Genomic DNA, 25,701 nt, shown 5'->3' on the forward strand with positions numbered 1-25,701 from the left:
TCGGGCCGAAAAAGCAGGGGCGTAGCCCCGCTTTTTCAGGGGCGCGGGGAACTGCGCGAGAAGCCCCACGCACCCGCGGACGAACGACGCGCCCCTTGATCCCTACGGCACCCTCGGGAACCGCGCCTGCAGCGTCCAGATCGCCGGATTCTCGGCCAGCGCGTCGTGCAGATCGCACAGGTCGGCGATGACGTCGTGGAGGAAGTCGCGGGCCTCGCGGCGGAGTTCGGCGTGGGAGAAGGTGAGCGGGGCCTCCTCCGCCGGCATCCAGTCGGCCTCGACGTCCACCCACCCGAAGCGGCGCTCGAAGAGCATCCGGTCCGTGGACTCGGTGAAGTCGAGTTCCGCGTGCTGGGGCCGGGAGGCGCGGGACCCCGCCGGGTCCTGGTCGAGCTGTTCCACGATGTCGCACAGCGCCCACGCGAAGTCCAGCACCGGCACCCATCCCCAGGCTGTGGACAGCTCCCGGTCCGCCTTGGTGTCGGCGAGGTACACGTCACCGCAGAACAGGTCGTGCCGCAGCGCGTACACGTCCGCGCGCCGGTAGTCCGTCTGCGGCGGGTCCGGGAAGCGGTTGGAGAGGGCGTAGCCGATGTCGAGCACGTAGGCGATGGTGTCATGTCCTCATAGGATCGCCGACGTGTCCCGATCCGCACCGGTTGTCCCGGCCGCCGCCCTGCTCACCGTCGCGCTGGCTCTGACTCTCACTTCGTGCACCGGGGGCGGGGGCGGCGGCGGGGCCGGGGCGGCCCCGGGCTCCGCCGGTCTCCGGGACCCCTACTTCCCCCGGCTCGGCAACGGCGGCTACGACGCCGGCCACTACGCCCTCACCCTCGCCTACGACCCCGAGGCGGACGCCCCGCTGCGCGGCACCGCCGTCATCACCGCACGGGCCACACGGCACCTCGCCTCCTTCAACCTCGACCTCAAGGGGCTGGACGTCGAGTCCGTCGCCGTCGACGGTGTGACGGCGCGGTGGAAGCGGGCCGGGCAGGAGCTGACCGTCACCCCCGCGGACGCCGGTCTCGACGAGGGGAAGACGTTCCGTACGACCGTGCGCTACTCCGGCGCCCCGCAGACGCTCACCGATCCCGACGGCTCCCGCGAGGGCTGGCTGCCCACCGCCGACGGCGCCCTCGCGCTCGGCGAACCGGCGGGCTCGATGACCTGGTTCCCCGGCAACCACCACCCCTCCGACAAGGCCGCCTACGACCTCACGGTCACCGTCCCCGAGGGCCTGCACGCCGTCTCCAACGGGGAGTTGCGGCGCGAGTCCACCGAGGACGGCCGTACGACCTTCTCCTGGCGCACCGCCGAACCGATGGCGAGCTATGTGGCCACGCTGGCGATCGGCACGTACGAGATCCGGCGCTCGACGGCGGGCGGGGGAGAAGGAGAGGGCTCGGGGCGGCTTCCCGTGTACGTCGCCGTCGATCCTTCCCAGGCCGAGGACAGCCGTGCCGTGCTCGGGCGGATTCCCGAGGTCGTCGCATGGGCGGAGAGGTACTTCGGTCCGTATCCCTTCTCCTCGACCGGGGCGATCGTCGACAGGCCGGAGGACTCGGCGTACGCGCTGGAGACCCAGAACCGGCCCGTCTTTCCCGGTGCCCCCGACCTCTCCCTCCTCGTCCACGAACTGGCCCACCAGTGGTACGGCGACTCCGTCACCCCGAAGAGCTGGCGGGACATGTGGCTCAACGAGGGGTTCGCGACGTACGCCGAGTGGCTGTGGGAGGGGGACCACGGCGGTGACAGCGCCCAGGAGACCTTTGACGCGCTGTACGAGGGTGACTACTTCCCGGACGCCGCCTCGAACGAGGCCGTCTGGGACTTCCCGCCCGCGCGCCCGCCGAGCGCCGCCCGGATCTCCGACAGCCCGGTGTACGAACGCGGCGCCATGGTCCTGCACCAGGTCCGCGAGGCCGTCGGCGACGACGCCTTCTTCGAGCTGATCCGGGGCTGGGCGGCCGTGCACCGCCACGGCAACGCGGACACGGCCGACTTCACGGCGTATGCGGAGAAGTTCGCGGAGGAGGCGGCGCCGGGCGCGGATCTGACGCCGGTCTGGGACGACTGGCTGTACGGCGACGGAAAGCCTCCGCTGGCTTGATCCCATCGCCGTGACCGTGCGCCCGCTTTCGCGTGATCCGATTCCGCCGAGGTCAGGCGGGACCGCGGTGAGAGCTGGAGGATTCCCGTCCGTTTCTATGCCGCCTATTCGTGGCGAAATTACTTCACTCGCGATGTTCGGGGGCAGGCCGAAAACCGATGGCGTGATCGATGGGGCAACTTGTCGTTGCGTGCACGGAATCTGGTGGAAACAATTTTTCGTGAGGCTTGCGTGTGCTCTCCTGTGCTGTCTCTGGGTGAAGGTGAGGTATGGAGACGCTCCGCATATCCGGTGACGAGAAACGTGCGCTGATCTCGCTCATGGGGGACGAATCGCAACGTTCCTTGAAGCTCGGCACCTTGGGTCCCGAGGGGACCAGCAGTGAGTACGTGGCCCGGCTGATGACACGATTATTCGGTGACCGAGGATGCTTCGGAATAGTTCTTGAAGAGACCTTCGAGCACTGTATGGACGCGCTCACCGAGGGGCGTATTGATCTCGCGCTGGTGCCGCACGCCTACGCCGGTATCAACGCCTTCTACATGAATCCGCTGCTGGAGCCGTCGATCGTGTTCCGTGGGAGTACGCCGGAATACGGACTGGCCGCGCGGTCCGACTTCGCCTTTCGTGAGGAACTGCTCTTCACCGACACTGTGGTGACCCATCCGGCCCCCATTCCGCTCCTGGAGTACTACTTCGACCGGCCCGTGAAGCTGGTCACGACGACCTCCACGAGTCAGGCGGCCGGCCAGGTGGCCGACGGTCTCTACAACATCGCCATCACCAATGAACAGGCGGCGAGACAGCACAATCTCAAGTTCGTCTACCGGTTCTCACCGATCCCCATGACGTGGACCGTCTTCTCGAAAAGAATCGAAAAGGAAGGACCGCGATGACCACGCACGTGTATGAGCGCCCCTATTTCCCCGACTCCGCCGTGGTGTTCCACGACAACGGGATCCGGATGGAGTCCTACCGGCGCGGCGACACGGAGGTACTGGTGTCGTACCTCCCGCCCGGTGCCGTCGTGGCACCCCACTCCCACAGGGAAGCCCAGGTGGGGATGGTCGTCAGGGGCGAACTCTCCATGACGGTCGGCGGGGTGACCAGGCTGATGCGGGCCGAGAAGGACGTGTACATCGCCCCTTCCCATGTAGAGCACTCCGCGGTGAACCCGACCTCGGAGGAGACCGTCGCACTCGACATCAAACGCTACAAACCGGGCGAGAACTACACCGCGCCGAGCGAGTACTTCCTCGGGCCGATCGAGTCGCGCAAGTTCGTCGGAATGGACGTCACGTTCTTTCTGGAGAACTGGATCGAGCTGATGATCGCCGACATTCCGGGCGGCGGGGAGATGCCGTACCACAAGCACTCCCACGAACAGATCGGGATCTGCCTGGAAGGCCGCTACGACATGACGGTGGAGGAGACGACCCACGAACTCGTCTTCGGCGCCACCTACTTCTGCGAGAGCCAGGAGGGGCATGGGGCCGCGAATCCGCACGAGAGTGTGGCCCGCTCCCTGAACATCTTCATTCCGCCCCGGTACCACCGGGTCCCCAAGTAGACGGACGGCAGAGGAGATCGGTGGCGCGCGTAGCGATCGTGCTGGGGGCCGGCAGCGGTATCGGACGGGCGACCGCGCTGCGGCTGCTCTCCGGGGGCTGCACGACGGTCCTCAGCGCCCGCGGCCGGGACGCGCTGGAGAAGGTGGCGCGGGAATCCGGCGTCGAACGGAACACCTATGTCGTTCCGGGTGACATCACTTCGCCGGAATTCCGTGCCGAACTCGTGGAGAAGGTGGAACAACGATTCGGCCGGATCGATGTCCTGGTCAACAACGGGCCCGGCCCGGCGCCCGGCCCGTTCGACGGGGTGCGGGTGAACGACGACGTATGTGCCGCGATGCATCAGAAACTCGTTCCGTATCTGGATCTCATCGGATCCGTCGCGCCCGTGATGACGAGAAACGAATTCGGCAGGATCATCAATGTCGTCGGCAACATCGGTAGGGAACCCCTGCCGGGAATGTTCCTCTCCGGTCTGGTCAACGCGGCCATGGCGAACGCCGGGAAATATCTGGCGAGCCAGTACGCCGCGCACAACATCACGGTGAACTGCGTGCACCCCGGGACCATCCGGACCCCGCGCTACGACCAGGCCGTCCGGCACCTGAGCCGGGACGGCGGTCTCCCGGAGCCCGAGGTCGAGGACCGTCTCGTACGGGCGGTCCCCATGAACCGGCCGGGACAGGCCGACGAGGTCGCGGCCCTCATCGGATTCCTGGCCTCCGACGAGGCGTCCTACATCACCGGCCAGCAGATCTCGGCCGACGGCGGTCAGTTGAAGAGTGTGTGAGGAGGGACCGAGTCTTGTTCGAGGACAAAGTAGTCGTGGTCACCGGTGCCGCGTCGGGGATCGGGAAGCGGACGGCGGTGGAGTTCGCCCGGCAGGGCGCCACGGTCGTCGTGGCGGACGTCGACGGGACGAACGGACCCGAGGTCGTCGCCAAGCTGACCAGCGACGGGCACCGCGCGGTCTTCGTCCGGGCGGACCTGACCGCCGAGGCGGACTGCGAGCACCTGATCGGCGTCGCCGCGGAGCGGACCGGCCGGGTGGACGTCCTGGTCAACAACGTCGGCATCGAGATATCCACCCCGATCCACGAGATGCCGGTGTCCGAGTGGGACCGGCTGTTCGACACCAATCTGAAGAGCATGTTCCTGTGCTCCAAGTACGCGCTGCGCCCGATGATGGCGGCGCAGAGCGGGGCGATCGTGAACGTCTGCTCGGTCAGCGGGCTGGTGGCCTGGCCCGGTATCGCCGCGTACAACACCACCAAGGGCGGTGTCCTGATGCTCACGAAGTCCCTGGCCGTCGAGTACGCGCGCCACGGCATCCGGGCCAACTGCGTCTGCCCCAGCATCATCGACACGCCCATGACGGACGCGTCCATCGGTCACGACGCCACCGTCAAGGAGGCGAAGGCGAAGCTGAATCCGGTCGGCCGTCTGGGCACGCCCGAGGACGTCGCGAACGCGATCCTCTTCCTCGCCTCGGACCGGTCGTCCTTCATCACCGGCGCCGCGCTCACCGTGGACGGCGGCTACACGGCCGTCTGAGCGGGCCGCGGGAAGCGCCACAGGGAAGCAGACGAGCAAGAGCGAGTGAGCAACAGCAAGTGAGCAACAGCGCACGTGGGCGGGAAAGGTTGGCTGGAGTGGCGGATCGCTTGGACGGCGGGCAGCGCGCGGCGGGGTTCCCCCTGCTGACGGTCCTCGCACTCATGGCGGGGATCTTCGCCGTCGGCTCGGAGGAGCTGGTGGTCTCCCCGCTGCTCCCGGACATGTCGGAGTCGTTCGACACCTCGGTCGCCGTGATGGGGCTGTCGGTCAGCGTCTACGGGGTCTGTACGGCGATCGGCGCCCTGATCTTCGCCCCGCTCGGGGACCGCGTGTCCCGGCGGGTCGGACTGGTGACCGGGATGACGGTGTTCGTCCTGGGCACGCTGCTGTGCGCGTCCGCCGGTTCCCTGGGCGTGTTCTTCGCCGGGCGGGCGCTGGCCGGTCTGGCCACGGGCGCGTTCGTACCGACCGCGTACGCGTTCGTCGGCGACCAGATCCCGTACCGGCACCGGGCCAGGGCCATGGGCATCGTCGTGTCGAGCTGGTCGCTCTCCCTCGTTCTGGGCGTGCCCACGGGGGACTTCGTCGGACAGCGGGTCGGCTGGCGGTGGACCTTCGGGCTGCTCTGCGTGCTGGGCGTCCTCGTGATCGGCGTGCTGTTCCGGGCCGGCGGACGCGCCCGCCCCGAGCCCGCCGGCCCGCAGGGCACACCGGACGACGCCACGCGGACACCGGACGGCGCCGTGCGGACGGACGACGCCGTGGGAACAGCTGCGCGGCAGGGCGACGGCGGCTGGAGCCGCTCGGTCGTCCAGGCCTTCCGCGCGCCGAAGGTGCTGGTGTACGTCCTGGCGACGTTCCTCAACATGCTCGGCTTCTACGGCATGTACACGTACCTCGGCAGCGCGCTGCAGTACCGGTTCGGCGACGAGAGCTCCTCGACCTCTCTGATGATCCTGCTGTACGGCCTCGGCTTCGCGACGAGCTTCGTCACCGGGAAGTGGGCCGACGACCTCGGCAAGGAGCGCGTGCTCGTCGGGCTGCTGGCCGGCCTGGTCCCGGCGCTGGCCGTGATCCCGCTGGTCGACCATCTCACCCCGCTGCTGGTGCTCTGCCTCTTCCTGTGGGGAGCGATGCAGAGCCTGGTCGTCACCTTGCTGAGCACCCTGCTGAGTGAGTGCTCGCCGGCCCACCGAGGGACGATCCTCGCCTTCTACACCCTCGCGACCAACCTGGCGGTGGCCCTGGGCGCCGCCCTGCTCGGCCCGCTGTTCACCGAGTACGGCTTCTCCGCCGTCGGCTTCGTCTGCGCGGGCATCACACTCGCCGCCTGCGGCCTGAGCCAGTGGGCGCGCGGTCGGGACACCGAAACCCCCACCGGAACCGACCGGCCCGAGCCCGGAGCCGAGCCCGTCACCGAGGACCGCCGTGGGGCAGTGACCGAGGACCGTCGCGTGGCAGTGACCGAGGACCGCCGTCCGGAAGCGGCCGCCGACCGTGAGGACCGGCCATGAGGATCGAGTCCGCCCACCGGCTCCGGGACCTGCCCAGGAACTCGTTCGCGTCGACCGTGGCCAGGATCGACCGGCTCGTGCGGTCGGGCGAGGACGTCGTCAACCTCTGCCAGGGAAACCCCGATCTGCCCACGCCCCCGCACATCGTCGAGTCGCTGCGCACCGAGGTCCTCGACCCCGCCACCCACCGGTACGGCTCCTTCTCGGGCCTCCTCGAACTCAAGGCCGCCATCGCCCGGTGGTACGCCACGAACCACCGGGTCGAGCTGGACCCGGAGACCGAGGTCGCGATCCTGTTCGGCGCCAAGGCCGGACTGGTGGAGCTGAGCCAGTGCTTCCTGGACCCGGGTGACGTGTGTCTGATGCCGGACCCGGCCTTCCCGGACTACTGGGCCGGTGTCGCCCTCGCCGGGGCCCGGATGCACCCCCTGCCGCTCCGCCGGCAGAACGGCTTCCTGCCCGACTACACGGCCCTCGACCGGGCGACACGCGAGCGGGCCCGGCTGATGTTCCTCAACTATCCCAACAACCCCGCCTCGGTGACGGCACCGCCGGAGTTCTACGCCGACACGGTCCGGTTCGCGGACCGGCACGGCGTGCTCGTGGCCTCCGACTTCGCCTACGGTGCCCTGAGCTTCGACGGCGAGGCCCCGGTGTCGTTCCTGCGGGCGGACGGGGCGAAGGAGGTGGGGGTCGAGTTCATCTCGCTGTCGAAGATGTACAACATGGCGGGCTGGCGGGTCGGCGCCGTCGTCGGCAACCGCGCCGTCGTCGCCGCGATCGACCTCCTCCAGGAGCACTACTTCGTCTCGCTCCCGCCCTTCATCCAACGCGCGGCGATCACGGCCCTGACCGGGCCCCAGGACTGTGTCCACGACCTCTCGAAGATCTACGAACGCCGACGTGACGTCTTCGTGTCCGGTGTACGGGAGGCGGGCTGGGACCTCGACGTCCCCCGGTCCGTCTTCGCCTGGCTGCCGACACCGGCCGACGAGCCCTCCGTCGCCTTCGCCGACGCGCTGCTCGACCGGGCCGGGGTGGCGGTGTCGCCGGGCCGCTGGTTCGGGGAGCACGGCGAGGGATACGTACGGGTGAGTCTGCTGGCCCCGGAGGAACGGCTCCGCGAGGCGGTCGTCAGGCTGGCCCGGTTCCGCTGACGTCGGCCGGCGCCGGCGGACGGTCCCCTGCGTCGGGGTCCCCGGCGTCGGCGGCCGTCCCGAGCTCCGCCAGCAGCCGGGGCAGCTCCGGCGGCCAGACGGGCTCGGCCGCCGGGTCGGCCAGGTCCGCGGGGGTCCACCAGCGCCAGGCCAGGATGCCCTCCTCGGCGCGGGTGGTGGTGAGGAGGCCGCCGGCCGGCTCGCGGCGGGGGCCCCGGGCCACGTAGATGTCGTCGTACTGGCGGACGGGGATGCCGGCGCGGGTGAAGTCGTGCTCCCAGGAGCAGAGGAAGGCGCCCGGCTCCATGTCCGTCCAGCCCGTCTCCTCGCGCAGCTCCCGCAGGGCACCCTCGCGCGGTGACTCGCCCTCCTCCAGACCGCCGCCGGGCAGGGCCCAGTGCGGGCCCGTCTCGTCGTCGACGCACCGGAAGAGGAAGACGGCACCCTCCGGATCGAGTACGGCGATCCGCGCGGCCCGGCGCGATCTGCGCGGCGGTTCGCTCGGCCGTTCGCTCGGCCGTTCGCTCGGCGGTTCGCTCGGCCGTCCGCTCGGCGGTTCGCTCAGCGCCTTGCGCAACACCGTGCAGGGGCGCCCCAGTTGGCGGTCCCGGCGGTGTTCGACGAACTCGTAGCCGAGGGAGGTCCAGAAGGACAGGGCGCCGGGGTTGTTGTCGAGCGCCGCCAGCCGGACGGCGGCCCGCCCCGCCCGCCGGAACCGTTCCTCGACGAGGGCCGCCAACTGGCCTCCGTACCCCCGGCGTTGGGTCGACCCGTCGACGAGCAGCAACCCGATCCACGGGTCGGGGTCGGCGGGATCGGGGTGCCGCGCGAGGGTGATGGCGACCCCGACGAGCCGCCGGGGAGCGGGGCCGTCCCCGTCCTCGGTGCCCTGCCTCGCGAGCAGGATCTCCACGTCCGGGTTGGCCAGCTCCATCGCCAGCGCCGCGGCCACCTGTTCGGGACGGATGTCGTTCGCGTCCGGGAAGTCATCGCTCAGGGCGTAGAAGTCGCGGTTGGAGGCGTGCAGGGCGGTGAGTTCGGCGAGGAGGGGGCCGGGGACGGTTCCGTCCTCGGCTGTGCGGAGCGGTTCGAGCAGCAGCATGGCCGCACGTTATCGATCAGGGGACCTGTCGGTGGACCTACGGTTCCTCCGGATACGAAGGAGCGGAGGGGGGGCGTGTGGAACAGCGCGTGCGCGTGCACAAGGCGCGGCTGGGCGGTGACGAGTTCCGGGTGATCCGGCCGACCCCGTCGGCGGCACGGCTGGCGCTGCGCGACGACCACCACTGGCTGTCGATGTACGTCGACCGGGCGGGCGCGGAGCAACTCGTCGCCCTGTGGGCGCTGGCCGCCCGGTCCGCCCGGTCGCTGGTCCATCTGCCGATCCGGGCGGCGGCCGTTCCCGACGGTGCCGGCAGTGGCGGTGCCGGCAGCGGCGGCGGCGGCGAACCTGTCGCGCTGGACCTGGTCCTGGTCCACCAAAGCCTGCGGTTCCCGACTGGCGCGTGGAAGGAGGTACGGTCCCGGCTCGACGCCGGTCGGCCCCAGACCACGGCGACACCGGAGCGGGACTTCCCGGACGAGGACGCCGTCGACTACGGGAGATGGCACCACCGTTCGTACCGCGACCAGCTCGCCTTCGGCATCGCGGCGCACACCCTGTTCGTCGTGGGCAGCCCCACCGCGTTCCGCGAGCGGGGCGCCGCTCTGCGGGGGCTCGTCGACGAGGCGCCGTCGTTCCCGCACCGGCACCCGGACGCCGGGCACTTCTGCGTCGAACTCGACCCGGGCCCCTGGTCCCGGATACGGAACCGGCGGCGTGTCCCCGCCTCGCTGCACATCCAGTACTGCGCCGGCTGGCGTGTATGACGGCCGAAGGCCCCGCCGTGCGCCGGCGGGGCCTTCGGTGAAGCGGTGAAGCGGTGGTGCGGTGGTGCGGAACTCAGACGTTGACGCCGAAGTCCTGGGCGATACCGACGAGACCCGAGGCGTAGCCCTGGCCGACCGCGCGGAACTTCCATTCGGCGCCGTTGCGGTACAGCTCGCCGAAGACCATGGCGGTCTCGGTGGCGGCGTCCTCGGAGAGGTCGTAGCGGGCGATCTCGACGCCACCGGCCTGGTTGACGATACGGATGTAGGCGTTGCGGACCTGGCCGAAGTTCTGCGAGCGGTTCTCCGCGTCGTAGATGGAGACCGGGAAGACGATCTTGTCGATGTCGGCGGGGAGGCCCGCGAGGTTGACGTTGATCGCCTCGTCGTCGCCCGCGCCCTCGCCCGTGCGGTTGTCGCCGGTGTGGACGATCGTCTGGTCCGGGGTCTGCTTGTTGTTGAAGAAGACGAAGTGGCCGTCCGAGTAGACCTTGCCCTGCGTGTTGACCGCGATCGCGGAGGCGTCGAGGTCGAAGTCCGTGCCGGTGGTGGTGCGGACGTCCCAGCCGAGGCCCACGGTGACGGCGGTCAGGCCCGGAGCCTCCTTGGTGAGCGAGACGTTGCCACCCTTGGACAGGCTTACAGCCATGGTTGGGAGTCCTTCCCTCGTTGCGTACGTGCCTTACAGGCTTCGTGCCGGGGACGAAGCTACCTGTACCCCTATGAACGTCGGGAGGGGCGCCAGAGGTTCCAGCGGTTTTTACTTTCTTTACCCGGGGAGCCCGTGGAACCCAGGGAGCCCTGAGGAACCCGGGTGCCGTGAAAAGGGCGTGACGTGGACCGGACATCCGCGCGACCATGGGGGCATGTCCGGTCCTTACGTCATCCGTGGCTCCGTCTCGCTTCCCGAGGCCGAGCTCATGTGGCGCTTCTCCCGCTCCTCCGGTCCCGGCGGACAGCACGTCAACACCAGTGACTCGCAGGTCGAGCTGCGGTTCGACCTCGCGAACACCGAGGCGCTGCCCGAGGTGTGGAAGGCGCGGGCGCTGGAGCGGCTCGCGTCGCGGCTCGTCGACGGGGTGGTCAGCGTCCGCTCCTCCGAGCACCGTTCGCAGTGGCGCAACCGGGAGACCGCCGCCGTACGGCTGGCCGCACTGCTCGCGGAGGCGACGGCGCCGCCGCCCAAGCCGCGCCGGGCCACCCGTATCCCGCGCGGGATCAACGAGCGGCGGCTGCGGGAGAAGAAGCAGCGCTCGGACACGAAGCGGGGCCGGTCGGGGCAGGGCTGGGGCTGAGGGCCGGGGCCCGGCCTACTGGGACAGTTGCCGGTAGCGGCCGCGGAAGTAGGTGAGGGGGCTTGTGTCCGGGCCCGGGAGGGTCGCGGTCAGGACTCTGCCGATGACCAGGGTGTGGTCGCCCGCGGTGACGCGCTGTTCCGTGTGGCACTCCAGGGTGGCCAGGGCGCCGTCGAGCAGAGGCGCGCCGGTGGCCTCGCCCCGGGTGTGGGGGACGGAGTCGAAGAGGAGGCGGTCGCTCACGCGGTTTCGCATGGCGAAGCGTGCCGCGACGGTGTGCTGGTGGTCGGAGAGGACGGAGACCGCCCACCGGGGCTGCTCGGCGAGCAGGTCGTCCATGCGGGAGCCCTCGCGCAGGCTCACCAGGACGAGGGGCGGGTCGAGGGAGACGGACATGAAGGAGGTGGCCGTCATACCCACGTCCTCGCCGCGCGGCCCGTCCGGATCCAGCGCCGCCTCGTGCGCGGTCACCAGGACCACGCCCGCCGCCAGTCGGGACATCGCGGCACGGAACTCGTCTTCGCTCACCCCCTCAGCATGCCCGCCGGGGAGGGAACCGGGGGCGGCCGGGGTGCGCTGGGCCACGGGCGCGTTTGCGAGAGGAACTGTCTTCGACACGCTCGCACGCTAGTCCGCGGCGAGGGGCTCCCACATCGGGCCGGGGCCCCACCCCGCCCCGGACCTGCGACCTAGGGCCCTCCGAGCGCACCGGTCAAGGTCGCTCACAGTGCCTACACAGAGTTCTGAATCCTGTTCAGGAAGCGCATGCGGGAAACGCATAAACTCCACTCAATTGCTCAGGTTCCGCTGTGACTTGAGTCACAGGAGCCATATTTTGTTGACCCTGTGTACCGAGTGGGCTTCACGCTGTGATTCAGTGGCGGGGAAGCTGGAACCTGTAAGCGGGAACTGTAAGCGGTAGTAAGCCCGCGAGTTAAGCACTCGAGCAGGTTCCGCAGGGTACCTGGAGCCTGGAGCTGCCACGAGATCTCGGGGGGAGGGCGAATGGAGACCGAGTCGGAGCCCTACGTCCGTCTGACGACGCTACGGCAGCTGCACCAGGTGATGGCGGACATGAACACCGCGCGCAGCCTGGCCGACACGCTGCAGACCGTCGCCGACGGCGTGGTCAACGGCCTGGGCTACGAACTGGCCTGCGTCAACCTCGTCCGCCCCGACGGCGACCTGGTCGTCGCCGCCCTCTCCGGCAACAGCGCCGCCGAGGCCCTGATCACCGGCCGCGTCGGCTCCCGCGCCTCCTGGGACCGTCGGCTGAACATGGGCGAGGCCTGGGGCGACCTGCGGTTCATACCGCACACCGAGGGCTGGGTGCTCGACGAGGACGACGTCCCCCAGTGGTATACCGACGGCCCCGCGCCCCGCTTCGAGGACGAGTGGCACCCCTCCGACCGCCTCTTCGCGCCGATGTACACGCCGGGCGCCGGCGGCGCCTCCTGCGGCGAGCTGCTCGGGGTCATTTCCGTGGACCGACCGCGAAACGGTCGCCGACCGGGCGCGTGGGGACGCGAAGCGCTCCAGATGTACGCCTTCCAGGCCGCCATCGCGATCAGTAACGCTCGGCTGCGCGCCAACATGCAGCGCGCACTGGTCAGGCTCGAAAGGGAGCAGCAGGCGCTGCGCGCCAGCGAGGAATCCTTCCGGCAGGCGTTCGAGTACGCCCCGAGCGGTATGGCCATCGCGGAGATGGGCGGCGACCAGCACGGCCGGATCCTGCGGACCAACGACGCCCTGTGCCGGCTGCTGGGCCGGCCCGCCTCCGCCATGCGGCGGTACGCCTTCTCCGACCTCGTCCACCCCGAGGACATAGGCACCCTCCTGCGGACCTCCGCCGAGGGCGGGCGCGCCGAGCTGCGCCTCGGGCGCCGCGACGGGACGTTCGTGTGGGTGTCCCTGCGCAACAGCGTGGTCGCGGACGCCGCCGACGGGCCCCGCTTCCTGCTCACCCACGTCGAGGACATCGAGGAGCGCAAGCGGCGTGAGCTCCAGCTCGCGCACCGGGCCTCGCACGACGCCCTCACGGGCCTGCCGAACTCCGCCGAGCTGCGCTCGCGCCTCTCCGCCCGTATCTGCCAGCGCCCCCAGTCCCTCCCGGCCGGCGCGGCGGCCGACTCCATGAACGCGGCCTTCGGGCAGTTCGGCGAGCAGGGCGAGGGGGGCGGGTTCGGGGAGTACGGCGCCGAGCACGCGGCGCGGCTGCCGCACCCGTCGTTCGACGCCTACGAGGCCGCCGGGCACAGCGGGCACGTCTTCGACTTCCACGCGGCCGGCGGCCCGTACGACGCCTTCGACCACCATGTGCACACCGTCGCGCCCGAGGACGATCGTGACGACGGGACCAAGGGGCTCGCGGTGCTCTTCTGCGACCTCGACGGGTTCAAGTCGATCAACGACCGGTTCGGGCACAACGCGGGCGACGCCGTCCTCATCGAGGTGGCCCGGCGGCTCAGCCGGGGCGTGCGCGACGGCGACACCGTGGCCCGGCTCGGCGGTGACGAGTTCGTCGTCCTCGCCGACGGCCTCGGCCGCGCGGACGCCCAGGACCTCGCCGTACGCCTGCGCAACGAGATCATCCAGCCGATTCGCGTGGACGGCCGGGCGATGCGCGTCGGGGCCAGTTTCGGCATCGGATGGGCCCACTGCGGAATGACGGCGGACGAGGTGTTGAAATCAGCTGACGAGCGGATGTACGTCGAGAAACGATCTCGTCCCAGACAGCACAGGCGGGCCGGATAGAGCCCGGTGTGACAGCGGAGACACCGGGACAGAAGCCCAGGTCAGAGCCCGCTGGCGGCTGAAAGACGCCTGGTCGGCGCTGTACCGGCCGGGCGATGAGGTCCGAGTCACCCGTTTGGACCATCACGAGCGGGTAGGCTCGCTCTCCTACACCCCCACGCACCAACCCGCCACCCGTACCGCATGTACCGCACCGCTGAGGAGACCAAGGGATGACGCCCGGCAACAACGGCGCGAGCACGCCCGAGGACGACGACCCGTTCGGCTACCTCTACGCCGACGGGCAGGCCCGAGGAGCCCAGCCGCCCAGCGCGAGCTACGGCTACCCGAACGCGGTCAACCGGGCGCGTCCGGTCGGCGAACGCCAGTACGGGCAGCAGACCCAGCAGGCACCGCAGGCCGCCACCGCGCAGTACGGGCAGGTCCCGCAGCAGGGTTACGGCCAGCCGCAGGGCGCCCCCGGCCAGCCGAACGCGCACTACCAGGCCCCCGAGAGCTTCTCCGGCGGTGCCCAGACGACGCGTCAGCAGGCGTACGGCAACGGCGGGGGCGGCGGCCGGGGCCGTGGCCCCAACACCAAGGGCCTCCTCATCGGCGCGATCGCCGTGGTGGCCGCCGTGGTGATCGGCATCAGCGTCGCCATGCTGGGCGGCGACGACTCCGACAAGGCCTCGGGCAACGACACCGGTGCCTCCACCGGCCCCACCACCCAGGAGAGCGCCGACCCCAGCCCGTCCGCCAGCAAGTCCAAGAAGGCCGAGGCCAAGGAACTCCCCAAGGCCGAGGCCAAGACTCTCCTCCTCGGCGGCAACGCGGCTATCGCCTCCGACGTCTCCGGCGCGAAGTCGGAGGGCGGGTTCTATGTGGGGAACTTCAACTCGGTCGGGTCGTCCATCACCTGGAAGATGGAGGACGTCCCGGCGGGCGGCAAGTACACGCTCTACGTCAACTACGGCGTCCCGGGCAAGAAGGCCGACGCCACCCTCACGGTCAACGGCACGGCCCAGACCCGCCCGCTCAACCTGGACAACTTCGCCAAGGGCCCCGAGGGCGACTACGAGAAGGGCTGGACGAACACCTACGCGTCCATCCAGCTCAACAAGGGCAGCAACGAGATCAAGATCTCTTGCGAGGACGGCAACTCCTGCGACGTCAACTTCGACCAGCTGTACCTGGAAAAGGGCTGGAAGAGCTGAGGCCCGCTCGCAGGAGCCGATGCCTCACGCCGCCGTGACATCCCCCGTCACCGTCACCTGGTCCACCAACTCCTCGTACGCCTGACGGTCGAACTCGCCCGCCACCGGGGTCAGTACGGTCGCGGCCGACAGGGCCGCCGCGCGGGCCAGCCGGTCGGGCCAGGAGAGGCGGTCGACCAGGCCGGACAGAAGGCCCGCCACCGCCGAGTCGCCCGCGCCGGTCGGGTTGCCGCGCAGACGGCGGGGCGGGGTGGCACGCCAGAGGCCCTCGGGGGTGTGGGCGAGCAGACCGTCGGGGCCGAGGGAGGCGACGACCGCCTGCGCGCCGCGGCGGCGGGCGTCCCGGGTCGCGCGGGACGGCTCGTGGGAGCCGGTGAGTTCGGCCAGTTCGTCGGTGTTCGGCTTCACCAGGTCGGGGCGGGCCGCCACCCCGCGCCGCAACGGCTCGCCGCTGGTGTCCAGCAGGACCGGCACGGACAGCGCGCGAGCCGTACGGACCAGACCCGCGTACGCCCCCACCGGCACCCCCGGCGGCAGACTGCCGCACAGGGCCACCGCCGAGGCGGAGCGCAGCAGACCGACGTACGCCTCCTGGAAGGCGGACCACTCGGCGGGCGAGACTAGCGGGCCCGGTTCGTTGAGCTGAGTCGTGTCACCGCTCGCGTCGGCCACGGCGATCGTCCGGCGCGTCGCACCCTCCACCGGTACCAGCGCGTCCACCACGCCCGGTGTGTGCGTGAGCCGGTCCTGTACGGCCCGGCCGGTCGCGCCGCCGACGAAACCGGTGACGGTCACCTCGTGGCCGAGCGCCGCCAGCACCCGGGCCACGTTCAGGCCCTTGCCGCCGGGCCGTTCGATGACATCGGTCACCCGGTGCGTGGCGTGGGGCCTGAGGTCCCGTACGCGGTAGGTGAGGTCGAGAGCGGTGTTCAGTGTGACCGTGAGGATCACCTGGGCCGACCCCCTTTTGGTGCTCGTGAGCGCGCCTGCCGAGTAACAGAGTGCGCTCGCCCGGACGGGGTTGCGCAGGCTCGATCATGCCAAAAGAGCGGCGGTCGTCCCAGCCCTCGGGACAACCGCCGCACTCCGTACCTCATGCCAACAACCAGGCGAATCACCTCAGTTGGGGATCGACCACCCACTCGCCCTTGCGCAGGACCCCCTTGAGGTCGAAGTGCGCGTCGAGGAGGACGAGGTCGGCGTCCTTGCCGGGGTCCAGGGAGCCCACGCGGTCGTAGAGGCCGAGGAGTTTCGCCGGGTTGGAGCAGAGGGCGGCGACGGCGTCCTCGACGGGGAGGCGGTCGAGGGTGACGGCCCGTTTGAAGGCGCGGTCCTGGGTGAGGGTCGAGCCCGCGATCGAGCCGCCCTCCACCAGACGGGCCACCCCGTCCACGACCTCGACCGCCAGCGGGCCCAGCGTGTAGCGGCCGTCGCCGAAGCCGGCGGCGTCCATCGCGTCGGTGATGAACGCGACCCGGTCCGCGCCCGCGTGACGGAACGCCAGCTGGAGGGCGGCGGGGTGGAGATGGGTGCCGTCGTTGATCAGCTCGACGGTGATCCGCTCGTCCTCCAGGAGCGCGGCGATCGGACCGGGGTCGCGGTGGCCGAGCGGTGGCATCGCGTTGAAGAGGTGGGTGGCCACGGTCGCGCCCGCGTCGATGGCTTGAACCGTCTGTTCGTACGTCGCGTCGGTGTGTCCGATCGCCGCGATGACGCCGTGTTCGGCGAGGAGCCGTACGGAGTCCAGGCCGCCGGGGAGTTCGGTGGCGAGGGTGACCATCGCGGCCCGGCCGCGCGCCGCGTCGATCAGCTTGCGGACCTCCGCCGGGTCGGGGTCGCGCAGGAGTTCCTCCGAGTGGGCGCCCTTGCGGCAGGGGGAGATGAAGGGGCCCTCGAAGTGGATGCCGGCGATGTCGCCCTGTTCGGCGAGTTCGGAGAGGATGCCGGCGCGGTGGGCGAGGCCGTCCATGTCGCTGGTGACCGTGGAGGCGACGAGGGTGGTGGTGCCGTGCAGGCGGTGGGTGCGGATGCCCGTGAGCACGTCGTCGACGGTGCCGGAGGTGAAGGAGGCTCCGCCGCCGCCGTGGTTGTGGAGGTCGACGAAGCCGGGGACCAGCCAGTGGCCGCGGACGTCGATGGTGTGGGCGATCTCGGGGGAGTTGGCGGTGATCTTGGTGCCGTGGATGGTGAGACGGGCGTTTGTTGCTGTGCCGGTGGGGAGGACGACGTTGGCGCCTTCCAGGACGTAGGGACGCGCTGGGTTCGGCGACTGCGGGTGGGTGGGGGCTTGTCGCGCAGTTCCCCGCGCCCCTGATGGGGCGCTGCTGTCGGACCCGGTGTCGGAAAAGGCGGGGGCCATCAGGGGGTTACCTCCGAAGGGTCCGTCGGGGTTGTGGGGGTCGTGGGGGCGATCAGGTCCCAGGCCATCAGGCCGGCGCCCAGGCTGCCCGCGGTGTCGCCCAGGGCCGCGGGGACGATGGTGGGGACCTTCTGGAAGGTCACCCGGTGTTCCACGGCGGCGCGGAGCGGGTCGAACAGGGTGTCACCGGCCTCCGCCAGGCCGCCGCCGATGATGAGGGTGCGGGGGTCGAGGAGGGTGAGGGCGGTGACGAGGCCGTCGGCGAGGGCGTCGACGGCGTGCTGCCAGACGGCGCTCGCGCGCGGGTCGCCCGACTCGACGGCCTTGGCGCAGTCCGCCGCGTCGGCCTCGGGTTCCCCGCACGCCTCCGCCCAGGCCTGGCTGACGGCCGCCGCCGAGGCGTACCGCTCCAGACAGCCGTACTGCCCGCAGGGGCACGGGGTGCCCGCGGGCCGTACGACGATGTGGCCGATCTCGCCCGCGAAGCCGTGGGCGCCCGCCTCCACCCGGCCGTCGACGCCGATCGCGCCGGCGATCCCGGTGCCGAGCGCCACGAAGAGATAGCGGTCCGCGCCCCGGCCCGCGCCCACGCGCCCCTCCGCGAGCCCTCCGGTGCGCACGTCGTGGCCGAGCGCGACCGGGACGCCGCCGAGGCGTTCGGCGAGGAGCGCGCGCAGCGGGACGTCGCGCCAGCCGAGGTTGGCGGCGTAGACGGCTATGCCCCGCTCGGCGTCGACGATGCCGGGCACGGCGACGCCGGCGGCGAGGGCGGGCTCGCCGAAGTGCCGTTCGCCGTACGCGCGCAGCTCGGCGGCGAAGTCGAGGATCGACGCGACGACGGCCTCCGGCCCGCGCTCGCGGCCGGTCGCCCGGCGTGCCTGGTGCAGCAGGACGGGGGCCCCGGGGGATGTGCCCCCGGAGGCCGCGCTGTCGGCCCCGACCAGAGCGGCCTTCATCCCGGTGCCGCCCACGTCGAGGGCGATGACATGTCTCACGGAGGACAGTGTGGCCCTTGGACCCGCGAGAGGTCTAGTCCACTCACGTGGTCTAGACCTCATGAGAGGAGTGGTGTAGACCTTATGGAGGGTTCGGGAAGTTGAGTGATCAACGGCCTTGAGCGGAGAGCCGGTGACTCAGGCTGGTTCACGCGGGGTACGTGCGACGGGTTTGGGGCGGGACAAGTGCGACAGCGACAGAGGCGGACGAAGACGAAGACCGGTGTCAGGAACAGCGGGACGGCGGCACTGACCGTGCTGGGCCTGATGGCGACGCTTGCGGGCTGCGGCGCTGCGTCGGCCGACGGCCCCGGCGTCACCCTGAAGCTGGTCGCCGCCGACTACGGCGACTCCAAGGCCAACAGCTCCCGGAAGTACTGGGACGCGGTCGTGAAGGCGTACGAGAAGAAGACCCCGGGCGTCACGGTCGACGTCACCGTGTACTCCTGGAACGACGTCGACCGCAAGGTCAAGGAGATGGTCGCCGCCGGTGAGGCGCCCGACATGGCGCAGGCGGGCACCTACGCGGACTACGCCGCCGCCGACCGGCTCTACGAGGTGGACGACCTGCTCTCCATCCCCGTCCAGGCCGGGTTCCTCCCCCGGCTCGCCGACGCTGGCAAGGTGCGGCGCGTCGCCTACGGGATACCGTTCGCCGCGTCCACCCGCGTCCTCTTCTACAACAAGAAGCTCTTCGCCGAGGCGGGCCTCGACGGCGCCCCGCGCAACTGGAGCGAGCTGGCGGCCGACGCCGAGGCCCTCGACGAGGCCGGGGTCAAGACTCCCTACGCGCTGCCGCTCGGGCCCGAGGAGGCCCAGGCCGAGACCATGCAGTGGCTGTTCAGCGGCGGGGCGGGCTATGTCGACACCGTCGACAACTACCGTCTCGACTCCGAGGAGAACGTCCGGACCTTCACCTGGCTGAAGGAGAAACTGGTCGACCAGGGGCTCACCGGGCCCACGGCGCCGGCGGAGCTGAACCGGGCCGACGCGTTCGCCGCGTTCGCGCGGGGGGAGGTCGGCATGCTCAACGGGCACCCCAGCCTGATGCGGATGGCGGCGGACGAAGGGGTCGACTACGGGACGGCCACCATGCCGGGGTACGGCGGCGGGCGGCACGCGACCATGGGGGTGGCCGACTGGATGATGGCCTTCAAGAAGAACGGCCACGGGGAGGAGATCGGGGACTTCCTCGACTTCGTCTACAGCGACGAGAACGTTCTCGACTTCTCCCGGGAGTACGACCTGCTGCCGGTGACCGTGTCCGCGTCCGAGGAGATGGCGGCGGACAAGGACGAGGCGGACCTCGGGCCCTTCCTCGACGCGCTGCCGGACGCGGTGCTGCCGCCGGTGGGCAAGACGTCCTGGGCGGATGTCAGCGCGGCGGTCAAGGAGCAGATCGGGCGGGCGGTGCGGCCGGGGATTGAGCCGCGGGTTGTGCTGGAGCAGTTGCAGAAGACGGCGGAGGTGGCGGATCGGGAGGGTTAGGGCGCGTACGGGGGTGGGTGGTTTCGGTGCGTGGGCGGCTGCCGGCCCGGTGGGGCTTCTCGCGCGGTTCCCCGCGCCCCTGAAAGACCCAGGCCCCGCGGGCCTGGAAGACGGCGGGCCGCGGGCCTGAAAAGCGACGGGGCTGCGGGCCGAAAGCACGGGGCGCAGCCCTTGCTTTTCAGGGGCGCGGGGAACTGCGCGAGCAACCACGAATCACCCGCACCCGCCGCCGAACCCGCACCCCCGAGCTGGCACACGCCCTGTCACCCCCCTCCGCTACGGTCGACCCATGGACGCGCTCGAACCCCGTGAACAGGCCATCCTCGCCGTGGAACGGCAGTCGTGGGCGGGGCCGGGGGCCAAGGAGCGGGCCATAAGGGAGCGGCTCGGGATCGCCCCCGTGCGGTACTACCAGCTCCTCAACGCCCTGCTCGACGACCCCCGCGCCCTCGCCCACGACCCGGTCACCGTCAACCGGCTGCGAAGGGTGCGAGAGGCCCGCCGCGAGGAGCGATGACGGATAGGGTCGAAGCCATGGGCAGCCACAAGGACGCAGAGAACACGCATGGTGCGAACTCCGGGGCCACCTTGCCGACACCCGTGACCCCCGCCGGGCGGGACGCGCTGGACGCGATCCTGCGACGACCCGACCGTACGGTGATCGCGCTCGACTTCGACGGCACCCTCGCCCCCATCGTCCCCGACCCCGAACAGGCCCGCGCCCACCCCGACGCCGTGGCCGCGCTCGCCGCACTCGCCCCCAAGGTCGCCTCCGTCGCCGTGGTGACCGGTCGCCCCGCCGCCGTCGCCGTCCGTCACGGCGGCTTCGCCGACGTCCCCGGTCTGGAACACCTCGTCGTCCTCGGCCACTACGGCGCCGAACGCTGGGACGCCGTCACCGGCACCGTCAGCGCCCCCGCCCCGCACCCCGGTGTCGCCGCGGTCCGCGCGGAGCTCCCCGGGCTGCTGGACGGCGTCGGCGCGTGGCAGGGCACCTGGATCGAGGAGAAGGGCCGCGCGGTCGCCGTCCACACGCGCCGCGCCACCGACCCGCAGGCCGCCTTCGAAGCCCTGCGCGCCCCGCTGGCCGACCTCGCCGGCCGGCACGGCCTCATCGTCGAACCCGGCCGCCTCGTCCTCGAACTGCGCCCCCCGGGCATGGACAAGGGCGTCGCCCTCCACGAGTACCTCAAGGAGACCGCCGCCGAGTCCGTCCTCTACGCCGGCGACGACCTCGGCGACCTCCCCGCCTTCGCCACCGTCGAGAAACTCCGCACCGAAGGAACGCCGGGCCTGCTGGTGTGCAGCGGCAGCGCGGAGGTGAGCGAGGTGTCGGAGCGCGCGGACCTGGTGGTGGACGGCCCCGGGGGCGTTGTCCACCTGCTGGCAACGATCGCCGAGCACGTGTAGCGACAGGGGGACCCGGTGCTTTTCAGGGGCGCGGGGAACTGCGCGAGAAGCCCCACCGGATCCGCACTCGCCGACGAACCCGCCCCCCCGAGCTACTGGCCGCCCTCCAACGCCTCCAACTGATCCAGGAACCACCGCGTCGGCGGCAACGCGGTCGCCGCCCCGGCGAGCCGCTTCGTCCGCTCCGCCCGCTCGGCCGTCGGCATGCTCAACGCCTCGTGCAGGGCGGCGGCCGTGCCCACCACATCGTAGGGGTTCACCACCAGCGCGTCGTCCGCCAGCTCCTCGTACGCCCCGGCCTCCCGTGACAGCACGAGCGCGCACCCCTCGTCGGAGACGACCGGCACCTCCTTGGCGACGAGGTTCATGCCGTCCCGGATGGGGTTCACCAGGGCCACGTCGGCGAGCCGGTACGCCGCGAGGGAGCGCGCGAAGTCGTCCTTCAGGTGGAGGACGACCGGGGTCCACTCCGGCGTCCCGTACCGCTCGTTGATGTCGTCCGCGACCCGCTGGACCTCGGTCATGTAGTCCCGGTACACCGCGAGGTCCTGCCGCGACGGGTAGGCGAGGGCGATGTGCACGACGCGCTCGCGCCAGTCCGGCCGCTCGTCGAGAAGCTGCCGGAAGGCGTGCAGGCCGCGCACGATGTTCTTGGAGAGTTCCGTACGGTCGACGCGGACGATCGTGCGGCGCGGGGAGCCGTCGGGGGCCGTACCGATCTGCCCCCGCAGCGTGGCGATGCGGTCGTCGACGTCCGCCTGGTGGGCGCGGGCCCGCAGGAAGTCCGCGTCGGCGCCCAGGCCGTGCACGCCGATCCGGGTGCCGGACGGGGCGTCGGGGCCGAGGACGGCGCGAGCGCACTCGGTGAACGCGTCGGCCCACCGCCGGGTGAGGAACGCGGCCCGGTCGGCGCCGAGGATGCCGTCGAGCACCTGGGCGGCGATGTCGTCGGGCAGCAGCCGGAAGTACTCGACGGGCGCCCACGGGGTGTGGGAGAAGTGGCCGATCCGCAGGTCGGGGCGGAGCTCGCGGAGCATCCGGGGGACCAGGGTCAGGTGGTAGTCCTGCACGAGCACGGACGCGCCGTCCGCCGCCTCCTGGGCGAGCGCCTCGGCGAAGGCGCGGTTGTACGTCTCGTACGACGCCCACTGGCGCCGGAACTCCGCGTCGAAGGACGGCTCAAGCGGGGTCTGGTACAGCATGTGGTGCACGAACCACAGCGTGGAGTTGGCGACGCCGTTGTACGCGTCGTGGTGCACGTCGGCGGGGATGTCGAGCATGCGGACGCCGGGCTCGCCGACACCGCGGCGTACGGCCTCGCGGTCGCCGTCGCCGAGGGCGGAGCACACCCAGACGGCGCCCGCGTCCGGGTCGATCGCGGAGAGGCCGGAGACGAGGCCGCCGCCGCCGCGCTTCGCTGTGAGGGCGCCTGATTCGTCCTCGGTGTACGTGATGGGGCCGCGGTTGGAGGCGACGAGGATCCGCGCGCTGTGCGTCGATGCCATAGGGCTCAACCTAGCCCCTGAGTTCACCGGTCAAACGTACGGTTCGGCCGTCTACCGGGTGCCTATGGGGGAGGGGGTGCGTGGTGCGTGGGCGGCTGCGGGTGCGTGGGGGCTGGTCGCGCAGTTCCCGCGCCCCTGAGGAGCAGGGGCTGCGCCCCAATGCCCTTCATCCCGCAGCCCGCCGTCTTCCAGGCCCGCAGGGCCTGGTCTTTCAGCGGCGCGGGGAACTGCGCGAGAAGCCCCAGCCACCCGCACCCGGCGACGGAACACGCACCCCCACCCCCTACGCCGCCTACGCCTACGCGGCCCTGCGCTCCGCGTACTCCTCGATCTCCAGCATCGGCTGTCGTTCCTCCAGGTCCACCGAATACGTGCGCGGCTCAAAACCCTCCCGGCCCCGCTCGAACTGCGTCAGGACGGGACGGATCAGGTGCCCCCGGGCCAGCCGCAGCTGAGCCGTGCGGTAGATCGCCGCCGACATGCGGCCCAGCGCCGCCCCGTCCTGGTGCCGGTGTTTGCGGACGCCCACGTCGACCTGCGCGAGCGCGTCGAGGCCGACCAGGTGCAGCGCGTCGACCAGCATGCCCAGCTCGATGCCGTAGCCCACCGGGAACGGCAGTCGTTCGAGCAGCGAGCGCCGCGCCGCGTACTCGCCGCCGAGCGGCTGCACGAAGCCGGCCAGCTGCGGCCAGTGCATGTTGAGCAGGGGGCGGGCCATGAGCTCCGTCACACGCCCGCCCTGACCGGCGGCCGAGCCCAGGGGGCGGTCGTACATCCCCTTGACGAGGTCGACACCGGGGTCGGTGAGCAGCGGGCCGACGATCCCGGAGACGAAGTCCGACGAGAACTCCCTGAGGTCCGCGTCGATGAAGCAGACGATGTCGCCGGAGGTCACCATCAGCGACCGCCACAGGACCTCGCCCTTGCCGGGCACGGCGGGGATGCGGGGCAGGATGTCGTCGCGGTGGACGACCGTGGCCCCGGCGGCCGCCGCGACCTGCGACGTCCGGTCGGTCGAGCCGGAGTCGACGACCACGATCTCGTCGACGAGCGGGACCTGGCGCATGAGGTCGTGACGGATGATCGCGACGATGTCGCCGACCGTCTCCTCCTCGTTCAGCGCGGGCAGGACGACGCTGACCGTCTGTCCCGTGGCGCGTTTCGCGGCCATGATCCGGTGGAGCGGGCGGTCGGACATGGACCAGGAGCGGGTACTCAGCCAGCGCTCGACTTCGTTCAGCACAGTGCGCGGCTCCTCTGCGTTCATCTCGCGGTTCGGACGGCTCTCTCAACTGTCCTGGCCTTCGGTTACAGTCTTGGACAACGCTGGTGACCATCGCATGTCGCGGCTCGTCGGCGTATACAACCAAATACCGCTCATCCAGAGGGGCAGAGGGATACGGCCCGATGAAGCCCCGGCAACCCTCCAGCCGGTCTGACCACGACATTCGCGCATCGTCGCGTCATCGTCATCGTGGTGAGGCTCCCGGCTAGGGAAGGTGCCAAATCCGTCTCACGGCGAAGTGCGTCGTGAGGAAGATGAGGAGAAAGGGCCTCGCCTCCATGGCTGCGCAGACTGTTGCAAGCACCACCGACTCCCTCGGCTCCATCTCCACAGTAGACCTCGGCCCCGCCGCCGCTCTGAGCTGTCGTGAGTGCGGTCACCGCGTACCCCTCGGCCCGGTCTTCGCGTGCGAGGAGTGTTTCGGGCCGCTGGAGATCGCGTACGACTACTCCGCCTACGACACGGAGGAGCTGCGCAAGCGGATCGAGTCCGGTCCCGCGAACATCTGGCGGTACGCGCCCCTGTTGCCCGTCCCGGCGGACGTGGCCACCAAGCCGAACATCAACCCCGGCTGGACCCAGCTCGTCAAGGCCGACAACCTGGCCGCCGCGCTCGGCGTCGACGCCGGCAAGCTCTTCGTCAAGGACGACTCCGGCAACCCGACGCACTCCTTCAAGGACCGGGTCGTCGCGCAGGCCCTGGAGGCGGCCCGCGCCTTCGGCTTCACCACTCTCTCCTGCTCCTCCACGGGCAACCTGGCCGGTGCCGTCGGCGCCGCCGCCGCCCGCGCCGGCTTCCGGTCCTGCGTGTTCATCCCGCACGACCTGGAGCAGGGCAAGGTCGTCATGGCCGCGATCTACGGCGGCGAGCTCGTCGGCATCGAGGGCAACTACGACGACGTGAACCGCTTCTGCTCCGAGCTGATCGGCGACCCGGCCGGCGAGGGCTGGGGCTTCGTGAACGTCAACCTGCGGCCGTACTACGCCGAGGGCTCCAAGACGCTCGCGTACGAGATCTGCGAGCAGCTCGGCTGGCAGCTCCCCGACCAGCTGGTCGTGCCGATCGCCTCCGGGTCGCAGCTCACGAAGATCGACAAGGGGCTGCAGGAGCTGATCAAGCTCGGGCTCGTCGAGGACAAGCAGTACAAGATCTTCGGTGCGCAGGCCGAGGGGTGCTCGCCGGTGTCGGTGGCCTTCAAGGCCGGGCACGACGTGGTGCGGCCCCAGAAGCCGAACACCATCGCCAAGTCGCTCGCGATCGGCAACCCGGCGGACGGGCCGTACGTGCTGGACATCGCGCGGCGGACCGGTGGGGCCGTGGAGGACGTGACGGACGAGCAGGTCGTCGAGGCGATCAAGCTGCTCGCGCGGACGGAGGGCATCTTCGCGGAGACCGCCGGTGGCGTGACCGTCGGTGTCACGAAGAAGCTGATCGAGGACGGACTCCTCGACCCGACGCTCACCACGGTCGTGCTCAACACGGGGGACGGTCTGAAGACGCTGGACGCGGTGGCCGGGACCGGGCTGACCGCGACCATTCGGCCCAACCTTGATTCGTTCCGTGAGGCGGGGCTCGCGTAGGGCCCGTTAGCCAGTCGTTCGTCTGCGGGCCGGTGGGGGCTGGTCGCGCCCACGCG

At 70.8% G+C, this 25,701-nt stretch carries 24 protein-coding genes and 1 riboswitch; of the genes, 15 read left to right on the plus strand and 9 right to left on the minus strand.

All coding sequences use genetic code 11. The features are described 5' to 3' along the window. Positions 1-102: 102 nt before the first annotated feature. Positions 103-603, minus strand: coding sequence for a hypothetical protein (locus P8T65_RS25380; protein WP_184892477.1), 501 nt, complete (start codon positions 601-603; stop codon positions 103-105). 7 nt (positions 604-610) lie between these two features. Between P8T65_RS25380 and P8T65_RS25385 the strand changes: the two genes are divergently transcribed. From P8T65_RS25385 to P8T65_RS25415, 7 genes are all read left to right on the plus strand, one after another. Then, a complete protein-coding gene (locus P8T65_RS25385) occupies positions 611-2,110 on the plus strand; it encodes a M1 family metallopeptidase (protein WP_399100108.1) in 1,500 nt (499 codons plus the stop codon). Between the two features lie 269 nt (positions 2,111-2,379). Next, positions 2,380-3,006 carry a prephenate dehydratase domain-containing protein gene (locus P8T65_RS25390; RefSeq protein WP_316727555.1) on the plus strand — a complete coding sequence of 209 codons (627 nt, stop codon included), beginning with the start codon at positions 2,380-2,382 and terminating at the stop codon, positions 3,004-3,006. After that, on the plus strand, positions 3,003-3,680 hold the full coding sequence (locus P8T65_RS25395; RefSeq protein ID WP_316727556.1) for a cupin domain-containing protein: 678 nt from the start codon (positions 3,003-3,005) through the stop codon (positions 3,678-3,680). The genes P8T65_RS25390 and P8T65_RS25395 overlap by 4 nt, the downstream gene beginning before the upstream one ends. A 20-nt stretch (positions 3,681-3,700) precedes the next feature. Next, the gene (locus tag P8T65_RS25400; protein WP_316727557.1) at positions 3,701-4,471 is read left to right on the plus strand and encodes an SDR family oxidoreductase; all 771 of its coding nucleotides are present in this window, start codon (positions 3,701-3,703) and stop codon (positions 4,469-4,471) included. 14 nt (positions 4,472-4,485) lie between these two features. Further along, positions 4,486-5,235, plus strand: coding sequence for an SDR family NAD(P)-dependent oxidoreductase (locus tag P8T65_RS25405; RefSeq protein WP_316727558.1), 750 nt, complete (start codon positions 4,486-4,488; stop codon positions 5,233-5,235). 98 nt (positions 5,236-5,333) lie between these two features. Next, on the plus strand, positions 5,334-6,752 hold the full coding sequence (locus P8T65_RS25410) for an MFS transporter (RefSeq protein ID WP_316727559.1): 1,419 nt from the start codon (positions 5,334-5,336) through the stop codon (positions 6,750-6,752). Beyond that, positions 6,749-7,909 carry an aminotransferase class I/II-fold pyridoxal phosphate-dependent enzyme gene (locus tag P8T65_RS25415; RefSeq protein WP_316727560.1) on the plus strand — a complete coding sequence of 387 codons (1,161 nt, stop codon included), beginning with the start codon at positions 6,749-6,751 and terminating at the stop codon, positions 7,907-7,909. The genes P8T65_RS25410 and P8T65_RS25415 overlap by 4 nt, the downstream gene beginning before the upstream one ends. Here P8T65_RS25415 and P8T65_RS25420 read toward each other — a convergent pair. Next, positions 7,887-9,008 carry a GNAT family N-acetyltransferase gene (locus P8T65_RS25420; protein ID WP_399103205.1) on the minus strand — a complete coding sequence of 374 codons (1,122 nt, stop codon included), beginning with the start codon at positions 9,006-9,008 and terminating at the stop codon, positions 7,887-7,889. The genes P8T65_RS25415 and P8T65_RS25420 overlap by 23 nt on opposite strands. Before the next feature lie 80 nt (positions 9,009-9,088). On the opposite strand from P8T65_RS25420, the gene P8T65_RS25425 reads away from it, so the two are divergent. Further along, entirely contained in the window at positions 9,089-9,778 is a 690-nt protein-coding gene (locus tag P8T65_RS25425) for a hypothetical protein (RefSeq protein WP_316727562.1), read from the plus strand. A 73-nt stretch (positions 9,779-9,851) separates the two neighbouring features. Here the strand turns inward: P8T65_RS25425 and P8T65_RS25430 are convergent, their stop codons facing one another. After that, positions 9,852-10,427: a TerD family protein gene (locus tag P8T65_RS25430; protein ID WP_316727563.1), complete on the minus strand. Its 576-nt coding sequence runs from the start codon at positions 10,425-10,427 to the stop codon at positions 9,852-9,854. A 217-nt stretch (positions 10,428-10,644) separates the two neighbouring features. Here P8T65_RS25430 and arfB point away from each other — a divergent pair, with 217 nt between their 5' ends. Further along, complete coding sequence (gene arfB / locus P8T65_RS25435) at positions 10,645-11,073, plus strand: alternative ribosome rescue aminoacyl-tRNA hydrolase ArfB (protein WP_316727564.1); 429 nt, start codon at positions 10,645-10,647, stop codon at positions 11,071-11,073. Between the two features lie 15 nt (positions 11,074-11,088). On the opposite strand, the gene P8T65_RS25440 is transcribed toward arfB, so the two are convergent. Further along, complete coding sequence (locus P8T65_RS25440; protein ID WP_316727565.1) at positions 11,089-11,601, minus strand: flavin reductase family protein; 513 nt, start codon at positions 11,599-11,601, stop codon at positions 11,089-11,091. A 477-nt stretch (positions 11,602-12,078) separates the two neighbouring features. Between P8T65_RS25440 and cdgB the strand changes: the two genes are divergently transcribed. Both cdgB and P8T65_RS25450 read left to right on the plus strand, forming a co-directional pair. After that, positions 12,079-13,827 (plus strand): diguanylate cyclase CdgB, encoded by a 1,749-nt coding sequence (cdgB, locus tag P8T65_RS25445; protein ID WP_316727566.1) that lies wholly within the window; start codon positions 12,079-12,081, stop codon positions 13,825-13,827. Between the two features lie 212 nt (positions 13,828-14,039). Further along, positions 14,040-15,023, plus strand: a complete 984-nt coding sequence (locus P8T65_RS25450) for a CBM35 domain-containing protein (RefSeq protein WP_316727567.1) — start codon at positions 14,040-14,042, stop codon at positions 15,021-15,023. A gap of 24 nt (positions 15,024-15,047) precedes the next feature. Here the strand turns inward: P8T65_RS25450 and P8T65_RS25455 are convergent, their stop codons facing one another. From P8T65_RS25455 to P8T65_RS25465, 3 genes are all read right to left on the minus strand, one after another. Continuing rightward, positions 15,048-15,974, minus strand: coding sequence for a 1-phosphofructokinase family hexose kinase (locus tag P8T65_RS25455; RefSeq protein ID WP_316727568.1), 927 nt, complete (start codon positions 15,972-15,974; stop codon positions 15,048-15,050). Positions 15,975-16,137: 163 nt separating this feature from the next. Then, positions 16,138-17,382: an N-acetylglucosamine-6-phosphate deacetylase gene (gene nagA, locus P8T65_RS25460; RefSeq protein WP_316727569.1), complete on the minus strand. Its 1,245-nt coding sequence runs from the start codon at positions 17,380-17,382 to the stop codon at positions 16,138-16,140. Next, entirely contained in the window at positions 17,382-18,377 is a 996-nt protein-coding gene (locus tag P8T65_RS25465; RefSeq protein WP_316727570.1) for an ROK family protein, read from the minus strand. Before P8T65_RS25465 ends, nagA begins: the two co-directional genes overlap by 1 nt. 267 nt (positions 18,378-18,644) lie before the next feature. Here P8T65_RS25465 and P8T65_RS25470 point away from each other — a divergent pair, with 267 nt between their 5' ends. The 3 genes from P8T65_RS25470 to otsB all read left to right on the plus strand — a co-directional run bounded on the left by P8T65_RS25470 (position 18,645) and on the right by otsB (position 21,275). Beyond that, positions 18,645-19,865, plus strand: a complete 1,221-nt coding sequence (locus P8T65_RS25470; protein WP_316731708.1) for an extracellular solute-binding protein — start codon at positions 18,645-18,647, stop codon at positions 19,863-19,865. Between the two features lie 289 nt (positions 19,866-20,154). Beyond that, positions 20,155-20,382: a DUF3263 domain-containing protein gene (locus tag P8T65_RS25475; RefSeq protein ID WP_184892514.1), complete on the plus strand. Its 228-nt coding sequence runs from the start codon at positions 20,155-20,157 to the stop codon at positions 20,380-20,382. 17 nt (positions 20,383-20,399) lie between these two features. Next, on the plus strand, positions 20,400-21,275 hold the full coding sequence (otsB, locus tag P8T65_RS25480; RefSeq protein ID WP_316731709.1) for a trehalose-phosphatase: 876 nt from the start codon (positions 20,400-20,402) through the stop codon (positions 21,273-21,275). Positions 21,276-21,367: 92 nt separating this feature from the next. Here otsB and P8T65_RS25485 read toward each other — a convergent pair whose 3' ends face one another. Next, entirely contained in the window at positions 21,368-22,780 is a 1,413-nt protein-coding gene (locus P8T65_RS25485; RefSeq protein ID WP_316727571.1) for a trehalose-6-phosphate synthase, read from the minus strand. A gap of 298 nt (positions 22,781-23,078) precedes the next feature. After that, the gene (locus tag P8T65_RS25490; protein ID WP_316727572.1) at positions 23,079-24,023 is read right to left on the minus strand and encodes a glucosyl-3-phosphoglycerate synthase; all 945 of its coding nucleotides are present in this window, start codon (positions 24,021-24,023) and stop codon (positions 23,079-23,081) included. A 131-nt stretch (positions 24,024-24,154) separates the two neighbouring features. Beyond that, a riboswitch (SAM riboswitch) is annotated at positions 24,155-24,326 on the plus strand. A 17-nt stretch (positions 24,327-24,343) separates the two neighbouring features. Between P8T65_RS25490 and thrC the strand changes: the two genes are divergently transcribed. After that, entirely contained in the window at positions 24,344-25,645 is a 1,302-nt protein-coding gene (gene thrC, locus P8T65_RS25495; protein WP_316727573.1) for a threonine synthase, read from the plus strand. Positions 25,646-25,701: the final 56 nt, after the last annotated feature.

The organism is Streptomyces sp. 11x1 (assembly GCF_032598905.1).
Lineage (GTDB): Bacteria > Actinomycetota > Actinomycetes > Streptomycetales > Streptomycetaceae > Streptomyces.

Coding starts and splice junctions, on each gene's coding strand:
- P8T65_RS25385 (WP_399100108.1), top strand. CDS start 611: ATGGTGTCATGTCCTCATAGGATCGCCGACGTGTCCCGATCCGCACCG.
- P8T65_RS25390 (WP_316727555.1), top strand. CDS start 2,380: ATGGAGACGCTCCGCATATCCGGTGACGAGAAACGTGCGCTGATCTCG.
- P8T65_RS25395 (WP_316727556.1), top strand. CDS start 3,003: ATGACCACGCACGTGTATGAGCGCCCCTATTTCCCCGACTCCGCCGTG.
- P8T65_RS25415 (WP_316727560.1), top strand. CDS start 6,749: ATGAGGATCGAGTCCGCCCACCGGCTCCGGGACCTGCCCAGGAACTCG.
- P8T65_RS25430 (WP_316727563.1), bottom strand. CDS start 10,427: ATGGCTGTAAGCCTGTCCAAGGGTGGCAACGTCTCGCTCACCAAGGAG.
- arfB (WP_316727564.1), top strand. CDS start 10,645: ATGTCCGGTCCTTACGTCATCCGTGGCTCCGTCTCGCTTCCCGAGGCC.
- cdgB (WP_316727566.1), top strand. CDS start 12,079: ATGGAGACCGAGTCGGAGCCCTACGTCCGTCTGACGACGCTACGGCAG.
- P8T65_RS25450 (WP_316727567.1), top strand. CDS start 14,040: ATGACGCCCGGCAACAACGGCGCGAGCACGCCCGAGGACGACGACCCG.
- nagA (WP_316727569.1), bottom strand. CDS start 17,382: ATGGCCCCCGCCTTTTCCGACACCGGGTCCGACAGCAGCGCCCCATCA.
- P8T65_RS25470 (WP_316731708.1), top strand. CDS start 18,645: ATGGCGACGCTTGCGGGCTGCGGCGCTGCGTCGGCCGACGGCCCCGGC.
- P8T65_RS25475 (WP_184892514.1), top strand. CDS start 20,155: ATGGACGCGCTCGAACCCCGTGAACAGGCCATCCTCGCCGTGGAACGG.
- otsB (WP_316731709.1), top strand. CDS start 20,400: ATGGGCAGCCACAAGGACGCAGAGAACACGCATGGTGCGAACTCCGGG.
- P8T65_RS25485 (WP_316727571.1), bottom strand. CDS start 22,780: ATGGCATCGACGCACAGCGCGCGGATCCTCGTCGCCTCCAACCGCGGC.
- thrC (WP_316727573.1), top strand. CDS start 24,344: ATGGCTGCGCAGACTGTTGCAAGCACCACCGACTCCCTCGGCTCCATC.